The sequence below is a fragment of the Bradyrhizobium sp. genome (genome assembly GCF_049798375.1).
Taxonomy (GTDB): Bacteria; Pseudomonadota; Alphaproteobacteria; order Rhizobiales; family Xanthobacteraceae; genus Bradyrhizobium.
Genome location: NZ_JBARGP010000073.1, coordinates 17,856 through 27,507, shown reverse-complemented (window position 1 = coordinate 27,507; position 9,652 = coordinate 17,856). Strand labels below are relative to the sequence as shown.

Here is a 9,652-nt window from a genome sequence, read left to right as displayed (position 1 = left end):
CAAGGCGGAAGATGTTATCCAAAATCTTGGCGTTGTTCGGCTCCTGCTCGAACCGCACCAGCTGATTGTCGACGGTGTCCAGGCTTTCACTGGTCTCCGTCAGAAACTCACGCAACAGATCATCCATGAAAATGGGCCTTCGCACGCAGCGGCGCGCGACATGACGCGCCCTCAAAGCTTGGCCAGTTTCGACGCAAAGCGTTTAATATTGGTTGAGTAACCGGAAAAGAACGGTCTCAACAAAGAGATAAGATGCGCGCTTGCAAGCCGGAGCCGTTTTGGCAATATCCGGTTAACCATAAAGCACCGCAGCGCCGCGGCCGGCCGCTCAAAACGCCGCTATTTGCAGCCGCTGCGCATCGTTGTTGTCAAGCCGGCGTGCTTCAATATCAGGACGCGGTGACGACCATTGCATCGCCTTCGGCCGCCAGCGATACTTTCAGGCCGCATGCGTCGGCGAGCAGGCTTGTATAATAAGGCTGCACCGCGTGGGCATCGATCGGACCCTCATGGGTCGAAGCCAGCATGCCGACGATGTTTTGCGGCAGCCGCGCATTGAGCCCGGTCGCGCTGACCTTGAAGCTCATCGTCTCGCCCTCGCCGACCGGATCGACTGTGAGCCGTCCGCCACGCGGGATCGTCTGCTGCGCGATCACCATCATATTGAGCAGAAGCTTGACGCGGTTCTTCGGCAGCAGCAGCCGTGGCAGATTCCAGGCAATGGAGGTCTTGGCGTCCTCGATCTGACCGCGCGCCATGGTCTGCGCATCGCCGAGGTCGATCTGGGCGCCGGATGATCCCGCCGCACCGAAGGCCAGGCGGCAGAACTGCAGCCGGGCGGACGCGGTCTTGGCGCTCTTGCGGATCAGGTCCAGCGCGAAGTCACGATCCTCGGGCTTCGGATTGTCGTCGAGCACTTCGAGCCCATTGACGATGGCGCCAACCGGACTGATGAGATCGTGACAAACCTTGGAACAGAGCAGCGCGGCCAGCTCGAGCTTGTCGGGTGAAGATCCCGGCGCCGGCGACGCGGATGCAAGACCTGAAGACGACGTACCTGAAGACGACGCACCTGAAGGCGAAGTACTTGAAGGCGAACTACCTGGAGACGATGTGTCGGACATTCGGTATTCCCTGAAATCCGCGGAGCTTGGGCGAATCATGCCTGCGTTCTAAGGGCTTGATACACTGCGAAAGCTGCGACCGCCACCGAGCTCGAGACCAGGCCGGAAACACCGGCGCATATCGCCTCGGCTCCGAGGTCATCGGAGACAAAGCCGCCGATTGCGGCTAAAGCGGCGCCAGATTGTCACATATGCGGGCAAAGAAGGGAAACCCATGACGGTTGTCCATGAGATCCACGAGGGGACCATCCGGGCTGTAGCGCGCGGGCTCTGCCGATGACGCAGGCTGTCCCCTCGGCACACCGGATCGATGCAGACGCCGCCGTCGCCCTGATGCAGTCCCTGACCGAGCTCGTCGTGCAGGCCGGCCGCGCCATCCTCGCCATCAACCGCCGTGCCATGGCAGTGACGGACAAGTCCGACGGTTCTCCGGTGACCGAAGCTGACCTCGCCGCCGATCGCGTCATCCATGACGGCTTGGCCCGCATCGCACCCGAAATCGCGATCCTGTCCGAGGAACGGGCGGAGCCCAGCGCCGCGCCCTATCGCGGCAGCTTCTTCCTGATCGATCCGCTCGACGGGACCAAGGAATTTGTCGCAGGCCGGGGCGAATACACGGTCAATCTCGCGCTGGTGACCGACGGCACGCCGCTGCTCGGCATCGTCTGCGCGCCGGCGATCGACCTTTTGTGGCGCGGCGTGGTCGGGCGCGGCGCGGAACGCCTGACCATCGGCGAGACCGGCCTCGGCGCGCCCGAGCCGATCCGGACACGTCCGATGCCCAGGGCTGGCGATCCCTGGGTTGCGGCGGTGAGCCGTTCGCACGGCGATCCGCGAAGCGAGGCCTTTATCGCCAGCCGGCCGGGCGTGGTCCGGATGGGGCTGGGCTCGGCGGTGAAGTTCGGCAGGCTCGCCGAAGGTGCCGCCGATATCTATCCGCGGCTGGCGCCCACCTCGGAATGGGACATCGCCGCAGGCCAGGCGGTGGTGACGGCAGCCGGCGGCAGGGTCACCGACGAGAAGGGTGCTCCACTGCGCTTCGGCGAGCGGCGCGACAGCTTCATCGTGCCCTCCTTCATTGCCTGGGGCGACCCGTCGGTGGTCGCGCCTGTGGCCTGACGCCGCCTGCGGAGCTGTCGCTGCTAACGCGACAGCCCCTGCTTCAACACCTGCCAGCGTGCATTCGCACGCTGCACATAACGGCCGGGATTGGCGACGAAGGCGTCGCGGCTCGCCTCCCGGCTGAACAGGAACAGCCGCTGGTCCGAGATAAACCAGAGACCCGGATTCCCCGCGACAGCCACGCCGCGCGCGACATCGGTCGGATCGTAGCCGCCGAATTGCGGCCCGTAGATTTCCGGATGCGCCAAAAAGGAGGCGCGGTTGCCATCATTGTGGAAGCGCCAGACCACGCCGTCCTGCCAGGCCTCGAAGTCCTCGAGCCCCTGCACCGGTTGGCTGTCGACAAAATAGGCGACCGGATCGAACCCGCCGATGGCGAGCCCCGAGAAACGATCGGTCACGATCCGCTCGGTAATTGCCGCGTGCGCTGTGAAACCTTGTGCTACAAGCACGGCAAGCAGCGCAAGGAAGGCAATTCTGCGACGAAACAGCGGCCGATAGCGCTGTTGGATTCGTTGTTGCCGTTGTGCCGTCATAGTTGATGCCGATAAAATGCGAGTCGATGGGGGCACGCCCCTCTCCGACCTTCGCCGCGCGTGGTTGGCGTCAGGTTAAGGCGGCGGTCGAACTTCGATAGCAGGGGACCTTTCCATGACTTTCGCATCACGCCTCGCCGCAATGACGCTCGCGGCCTTTTTCGGCCTGACCGCGTCGGTGGCCGCTCAACAGACGCCGCCGCCGCAACGCGCGCAGAGCCCCGACACGTTCGGCTCCGACGAGTTGATGAACGCCGGCCATCGCTTCTTCGGCAACGTCTCGCGCGGTCTCGCCTCGGTGATCGAACGCGCGGTCAGCCAATGGGGCCTGCCGAACGGCTATATCCTTGGTGAGGAAGGCTCGGGCGCCATCGTCGCCGGCCTGCGCTATGGTGAAGGAACTCTCTACACCAAGAACGCCGGAGACCTTCGCGTCTACTGGCAGGGACCGTCAGTCGGCTTCGACTGGGGCGGCGACGGTGCCCGCACCATGACGCTGGTCTATAATCTGCCATCGACCAACGCGATCTATCAGCGTTTCGTCGGCATCGACGGCTCCGCCTATATCGTCGGCGGCTTCGGCATGACCGCGCTCACCGCTAACAACATCGTGCTGGTGCCGATTCGCTCCGGTATCGGTCTGAGGCTCGGCGCCAATGTCGGCTATTTGAAATATACGCCGAACGCGACCTGGAACCCGTTCTGAGCGCCTCGCGGGGCGTGCTGATACTCGCGCGACACAGCCGACAGCCGGATCAAGGTTAACGCGGCTTGAGGCTTTCTTTCCGGCCCGCGGCCATGGCATTGTGATTCCGTTAATCTTACTGGCCCGGGAGTCGCGCGTATGGTCGAGCCGCTCATGTATTTTGCGATCGGTTTCCTGGTCGCAATGCTGTGTGCGCTAATGATCCTGCCACTCGTGCACAATCGCGCGGTGCGGCTGACTACGCGCCGGCTGGAGGCCGCGACGCCGCTGTCGATGGCCGAGATCCAGGCTGACAAGGACCAGTTGCGCGCTGAATTCGCGATGTCGGCGCGGCGGCTTGAGATGAGCGTCGACACCCTCAAGAGTAAGACCACGAGCCAGCTGGCCGAGCTTGGCAAGAAGACCGATGCCATCAATCGCATGAAGATCGAGCTCGGCGAGAAGAACGCCGCGATCTTCGCGCTGGAGGCGCGCGAGAAGGCGCTGAAGGATCAGCTCCGCGCCACCGAGGAGGAATTCGCCGCCAAGACGGAGGCGCTGCGCGCGGCCGAGCAGGCGCTGAAGGACAAGCAGAACGAGCTGGCCAAGCTGTCCACCGAGCTGAACGACCGCTCGATGCTGGCTGATAGCCGTCAGGTCGAGTTGGTGACGGTGCGCACCCAGATCGAGGAGCTGAAGTCCCGGGTCGGCGAGGCCGAGCGGGATGTCAACACGACGCACACCCGCCTCACCCAGGAGCGCAGTGCCTCGGAAACCGCGACACGCGAGCTGACCGATGCGCGCGGCCGGGTCGAGAATCTGAGCCAGCGTGTCACCGATCTCGACCGCCAACTCATCGTTCAGGTCAAGGAAGCCGAGATGCTGTCCGGCCGGGTCACCGACCTCGAGGGCCGGCTCGCGACCCAGGGCAAGCTGCTCGCCGAGCGTGAGTTCGAGAACAACCAGCTGCGGCAGGCCAGTGACACCGCCGAGCGGACCGTGAAGGAGCTGCGCGAGGAAGTCGAAGGCCTCAGCGGCGGCAAGTCGTCGGCGCTGGAGAAGCTGCGCACCGAAAAGACCGCGCTCGAAGAACAGCTGCGGCTGGCCCGCGACGAGCGCGCCAAGCTGCAGCGCGACCTCAATTTGATCCAGCAGCAGGCCGAGAGCGCCTGGGCCCAGGAGCGGATGGAGAATGCGCTGCTGCGCGAGCGAATCAACGACATCGCCGCCGAAGTCGCCAAGCTTGCGATGCAGATCGAAGGCCCGAACTCGACCATCGAGGCCATGCTCGCGGCGGAGCCGGCCGTGTCGCGTCCGGCCAATGGCAATGGCGTCACCCCGGCGCCAGGGAACGGTCAAGCCAACGGGCAGGCCAACCATCAAGGCGGCACGCTTGCCGAGCGCATCCGCGCGCTGCAGGCGCACGCCTCGCGCGCCCGTCAGATCGGGGCCTGACCACGCCATTGCACGGGCAGATCGCCCTGCCCCGCCGGCTAATCATCCCGTGTCGGACGTACCGGCGCTCGTCCGGTCCCAGGATCGACCGCCGCATTGCCTTTTTGGCTTAAGGGCCTGCGCAAAACCTTGACACCGGGGGCTCCCGCTTCGTAAACCGCGCTCTCCGATGGAAACCTTCGGGCCGGCTACCTCTTGCGTGACCGCCGCCGAAATCCGGGTGCATAGCTCAGCGGGAGAGCGTTCCCTTCACACGGGAGAGGTCCAAGGTTCGATCCCTTGTGCGCCCACCATCGCCAATAAACTTAATAACTTATTGATTCTTCCCGCCATCTGAACCCCGGAAAATCTCAGAGTACAGCCGGGGCACAGGCGCCCGCTGATGCTCTTGGGCATTCATCACAAGCGCGGTTGTGCCGCCGATCGCGACGAATCCTGCTCCAGCGGTCAGTGCAACGAGAGACGTGGCGAGCTTGGCCTCATTCTTGACCAGCGCTTTCGCCTAGCGGCTTTGCGAGGGCCTTGTCCCGAAGCGCGATGTAGATGGCGGGAATGACGAGGACTGTCAGAAGCGTCGACGACGCGAGGCCGAACAACAGCGAAATGGCCAATCCCTGAAAGATCGGATCGAGCAGAATGGTCGCAGCACCGATCATGGCCGCCAGCGCGGTGAGCAGGATCGGCTTGAAGCGCACGGCGCCAGCTTCCAGCACCACGTCGCGCAGTGGTTTGGCTTGTGCGCTGCTGTGCCTTATGAAATCGACCAGCAGGATTGAATTGCGAACAATGATGCCGGCAAGCGCGATGAAGCCGATCATCGAGGTCGCGGTGAAGGGCGCGCCTAGTAACCAGTGGCCGATTAGAATCCCGATCAGCGTGAGAGGGATCGGCGTGAGAATCACAAGCGGCAGGCGGAAGCTGCGGAACTGCGCGACCACCAGCACGTAGATCCCGAGGATCGCCGCGCCGAATGCGACGCCCATGTCGCGGAAGGTCACATAGGTGATCTCCCATTCGCCGTCCCAAAGCAGCGTCGGGCGGGACTCGTCCGCCGGCTGGCCATGCAGACTGATGACAGGTTTGGGCAGCGCGCCCCAATCATGGGAATCGACGCGCTTGGCGACTTCAAGCATGCCGTAGAGCGGCGCTTCGAAGCGGCCGGCGAGTTCCGCCATCACCATATCGGCAAACCGGCCGTCGCGCCGGAAGATCACCGGCGACCCCTGCTCGACCGTCGCCTTGACGACCTGGCCCAATTCGACGACCGTTTTGCTTCCGGGGAGCGTGTTCGCAGGCACAGGGGTCGACGCCAGTGCCTCGTCCCAGGCCAGATTCCGCTTTGGCAGATGGACCGCGATCTCAATCGGGTTACGGTCTTCGCCGCGGTGGGAATAGCCGACGGAGACGCCTCCGAACAGCATTTGAATGGTGTCGTAGAAGTCGCGCTGCTCGACACCAAAGAACTCGAGCCGGTCCTGGTCGATCGAGAGCCGCAGCCGCGGCCGCTTCTCGCCGATTGAGTCGTCGATATCGGCGATGAACGGCACTTCCGCAAAGATCTTTTTCAGCTCACCCGTGACCGCACGGCGCGTTGCAGCGTCAGGACCGTAGATTTCGGCCAGCAGGGTCGCGAGCACAGGCGGGCCCGGCGGGACCTCGACGACCTTGATGCTGGTGCCGGCGGGAATGCCGAGCGTTTTAAGACGCTGCCGCAGCTCGAGCGCGATGGCATGGCTCGCCCGCTTGCGATCCCCTCGCGCGGTGAGATTGACCTGCAGCTCGCCGAGTTCAGGCCGCTCGCGCAAATAATAATGCCGGACCAGGCCGTTGAAATTGAACGGCGCCGGCGTCCCGGCGTAAGCCTGCACCGAGGTGATCTCGGGCAAATCGTGCGCGACATGGGCGGCGTCAAACAGCACCCGCTCGGTGTCTTCGAGGCTTGCACCCTCCGATAGGTCAACCACCACCGCAATCTCGGATTTGTTGTCGAACGGCAGCAATTTGACGGTCACCGACTTGGTGGCAAACAGTGCCATCGACAGCAGCGTCGCAACACCGACACCGATCAAGAATGTCCAGGCCGAGCGTTTACTGCGCACGATCGGTGTTGCAAGGCGCCGGTAGATGCGCCCGAGGCGACCTTCTTTGTGCTCAGCGTGAGCCGAGACCGCGGTTTCTCCCTTTGGTGCCAGCCGCAGCATCAGCCAGGGCGCCACTACGACAGCCACGAAGAACGAGAACAGCATGGCGGCCGAAGCGTTGGCCGGGATCGGCGCCATGTAGGGCCCCATCAGGCCCGACACGAACAGCATCGGCAGCAGCGCCGCAACCACGGTGAGCGTCGCAACAACGGTGGGGTTGCCAACCTCGGCGACCGCCTCGATGGTTGCTTGCAGCCGCGGCCGGCCGTCCTGCATTGCCCAGTGGCGCGCGATATTCTCGACCACCACGATGGCGTCATCGACCAGGATGCCGATCGAGAAGATCAGCGCAAACAAGCTGACCCGGTTGATGGTGTAACCCATCAAATTCGCAGCAAACAGCGTCAGCAGGATCGTGGTCGGAATGACGACCAAGGTGACCACCGCTTCGCGCCAGCCGATCGCGAACGCAATCAGCACCACGATCGAGACCGTCGCGAGACCAAGATGGAACAGGAGTTCGTTCGCCTTCTCGTTGGCGGTCGCTCCATAGTCGCGCGTCACCGTAACCTGGACGTCGTCGGGAATGAGGCGGCCCTTTAACCCGTCGAGCCGTTGCGCGAGGTCGCGCGAGACGGTCACCGCATTGGCGCCCGCCCGTTTTGCGAGCGCGAGGCTGACCGCGGGAACGCGCTGCCAGTTACCATTGTGGTCGCGGGCATCGTTCCAGACCCGATGCTCGATGGTGCCCGGCCCGATCACGACGGAGGCGACGTCCTTGACATAGACCGGCCGTCCGTCCCGGGTCGAGATCAAGAGCAATCCGATATCGGGGATCCCGGCAAGTGTCTGGCCGGCCGAGACGTTGCGAATGATCCCCGAAGCGCGTACCTCGCCGGCCAGGAAAGAGCGATTGGCATCCCTTACCTTGGCGACCAGCTGCTGGAGCGTGACGCCAAACAGCGAGAGTTTTTCCGGATCCGGTTCCACCCTGATCTGCTGGGGGCTGCCCCCGGAAATATAGGTCAGCCCGATATTGTCGACTTTCATCAACTCGGCGCGCAGCTTGTCGGCGAGTTCATAAATATCCTTGTCGGACCAGCGCTCGGCAGCCTGCGGCTTCGGCGACAGCGTCAACACTGTCACGGCGACGTCGTTGATGCCGCGGCCGATAATCAAGGGCTCGGGGATGCCGAGCGGGATTCTATCGAGATTGGCGCGGATTTTCTCGTGAACGCGCAGGATCGCATCCTCGAATTTTGTCCCGACCAGGAAGCGCGCGGTGACCATCACGCGGTCGTCTTCGGTCTGGCTGTAGACGTGCTCCACCCCGTCGATGCCCTTGACGATGGCCTCCAACGGCTTTGTCACCAGTTCGACTGCATCGGGCCCGCGCAACCCGTCGGCGTTGACGCGGATATCGACCATGGGAACGCTGATCTGCGGCTCTTCCTCACGCGGGATCACGGCCAGCGCGATAAGACCGACAACCAGCGCGGCGAGCAGGAACAATGGCGTCAGCGGCGACGCAATAGTCGCTTTCGTCAGCCGCCCGGAAAGGCCGAGATTCACGGCAGCACCAGTTGGTCGCCTGCGCGAATGCCGGAGAGGATCTCAAGGCCGTCGGGAAGATCCGGGGACGGCCGATCGCGACCGCGCTGCACGGGCACATCGACGGCACGGTCCCCCTCACGAAGCAGGACGTAGTCGATGCCGAACCGGGTCTTCACATAATTCGACGGGATCACGTAAGCCGGCCGTTCGCCGCCGGAGATCCAGACCCTTAGCCGATCACCGACGAAATATTCGCCGAGACCCTCGACGATGGCGTCGGCGATGACGCGACCCTCTTCGATCTGCGGAAAAACCAGATCGATGACTCCCCACTTCTCGGCTCCCTCGCCGAACTCCGCGCCGTCGACGCGCACCTTGTCGCCCGCCTTGAGGAATTGGGCATGACGCTCCGGCACGCGCAGACGCAATTTGAAGTGTTGCTGCGCGACCGTCACGACGGGGTCGCCTGGGAGCACCACGGAGCCAACCGTCACCAGCTTCTTCAGGACACGACCGTCGTCGGGAGCCAGCACCTGGCCTTCGCTGAGTTGCTGGTTGACGACGGCTCGCTCGGCGGTCCTCGCTCGCAGGCTGTTTTGGGCGACATTGAGTGCCGTTCGCGTCTCATCGAGCTTGACGCGAGGCAGCGTGCCGCGCTCCACCAATCCCTCGGTCCGCTCGAAGTCGATCTGCGCCTGGTCCGATTGGGCCTGCAGGGCGGCTATCTGCGCATCCAGCGCCTTCATCTGGAGCGCGAGCTTTTCGTCGCCGATAATCGCGATCGCCTGGCCGCGCGTGACGGGATCGCCTTCCCTTACATTAAGCTGGACGACCGTGCCGCCAATGCGTCCGCGTGCCGGCACGACGCTGATGCTCTCGACTGTCGCAAACACCGCCTTCTCGTCCGAGACCGGCCGCAAGGCAACCGTGAGGGTTTCGGCGCCAAGCGCAGGCACGCTGGCGATCAACGCCGTCAGAACCGCTATCGCCGCCATTGCACGCATCGATCTACTCGCAATCTCGTTGGAACTAACG

The 9,652-nt window shown here is 63.7% G+C and carries 7 protein-coding genes and 1 tRNA gene; 4 read left to right on the top strand and 4 right to left on the bottom strand.

Translation table 11 applies throughout. The features are described from left to right. Positions 1 to 389: 389 nt before the first annotated feature. Positions 390 to 1,124, bottom strand: a complete 735-nt coding sequence (gene chpT / locus WA702_RS03180) for a histidine phosphotransferase ChpT (protein WP_425109074.1) — start codon at positions 1,122 to 1,124, stop codon at positions 390 to 392. A gap of 276 nt (positions 1,125 to 1,400) precedes the next feature. On the opposite strand from chpT, the gene cysQ reads away from it, so the two are divergent. After that, positions 1,401 to 2,243, top strand: a complete 843-nt coding sequence (gene cysQ, locus WA702_RS03175; protein ID WP_425109073.1) for a 3'(2'),5'-bisphosphate nucleotidase CysQ — start codon at positions 1,401 to 1,403, stop codon at positions 2,241 to 2,243. 23 nt (positions 2,244 to 2,266) lie between these two features. On the opposite strand, the gene WA702_RS03170 is transcribed toward cysQ, so the two are convergent. Beyond that, positions 2,267 to 2,782 carry a YHS domain-containing (seleno)protein gene (locus WA702_RS03170; RefSeq protein WP_425109072.1) on the bottom strand — a complete coding sequence of 172 codons (516 nt, stop codon included), beginning with the start codon at positions 2,780 to 2,782 and terminating at the stop codon, positions 2,267 to 2,269. Between the two features lie 115 nt (positions 2,783 to 2,897). On the opposite strand from WA702_RS03170, the gene WA702_RS03165 reads away from it, so the two are divergent. The 3 genes from WA702_RS03165 to WA702_RS03155 all read left to right on the top strand — a co-directional run bounded on the left by WA702_RS03165 (position 2,898) and on the right by WA702_RS03155 (position 5,215). Beyond that, positions 2,898 to 3,488 carry a DUF1134 domain-containing protein gene (locus WA702_RS03165; RefSeq protein ID WP_425109071.1) on the top strand — a complete coding sequence of 197 codons (591 nt, stop codon included), beginning with the start codon at positions 2,898 to 2,900 and terminating at the stop codon, positions 3,486 to 3,488. 138 nt (positions 3,489 to 3,626) lie between these two features. After that, positions 3,627 to 4,922, top strand: a complete 1,296-nt coding sequence (locus tag WA702_RS03160; protein WP_425109070.1) for a hypothetical protein — start codon at positions 3,627 to 3,629, stop codon at positions 4,920 to 4,922. 218 nt (positions 4,923 to 5,140) lie between these two features. Further along, positions 5,141 to 5,215: transfer RNA gene (locus WA702_RS03155), tRNA-Val, on the top strand. Between the two features lie 186 nt (positions 5,216 to 5,401). Here WA702_RS03155 and WA702_RS03150 read toward each other — a convergent pair. Together WA702_RS03150 and WA702_RS03145 are read right to left on the bottom strand one after the other, a co-directional pair. Continuing rightward, positions 5,402 to 8,635 carry an efflux RND transporter permease subunit gene (locus WA702_RS03150; protein ID WP_425109069.1) on the bottom strand — a complete coding sequence of 1,078 codons (3,234 nt, stop codon included), beginning with the start codon at positions 8,633 to 8,635 and terminating at the stop codon, positions 5,402 to 5,404. Next, positions 8,632 to 9,621, bottom strand: coding sequence for an efflux RND transporter periplasmic adaptor subunit (locus tag WA702_RS03145; RefSeq protein ID WP_425109068.1), 990 nt, complete (start codon positions 9,619 to 9,621; stop codon positions 8,632 to 8,634). The genes WA702_RS03150 and WA702_RS03145 overlap by 4 nt, the downstream gene beginning before the upstream one ends. Between the last annotated feature and the right edge of the window lie 31 nt (positions 9,622 to 9,652).

Bases quoted from the DNA above. Each gene is read 5' to 3' on its own strand.
- WA702_RS03170 (WP_425109072.1), bottom strand. From the start codon at position 2,782: ATGACGGCACAACGGCAACAACGAATCCAACAGCGCTATCGGCCGCTG.
- cysQ (WP_425109073.1), top strand. From the start codon at position 1,401: ATGACGCAGGCTGTCCCCTCGGCACACCGGATCGATGCAGACGCCGCC.
- WA702_RS03165 (WP_425109071.1), top strand. From the start codon at position 2,898: ATGACTTTCGCATCACGCCTCGCCGCAATGACGCTCGCGGCCTTTTTC.
- chpT (WP_425109074.1), bottom strand. From the start codon at position 1,124: ATGTCCGACACATCGTCTCCAGGTAGTTCGCCTTCAAGTACTTCGCCT.
- WA702_RS03145 (WP_425109068.1), bottom strand. From the start codon at position 9,621: ATGCGTGCAATGGCGGCGATAGCGGTTCTGACGGCGTTGATCGCCAGC.
- WA702_RS03160 (WP_425109070.1), top strand. From the start codon at position 3,627: ATGGTCGAGCCGCTCATGTATTTTGCGATCGGTTTCCTGGTCGCAATG.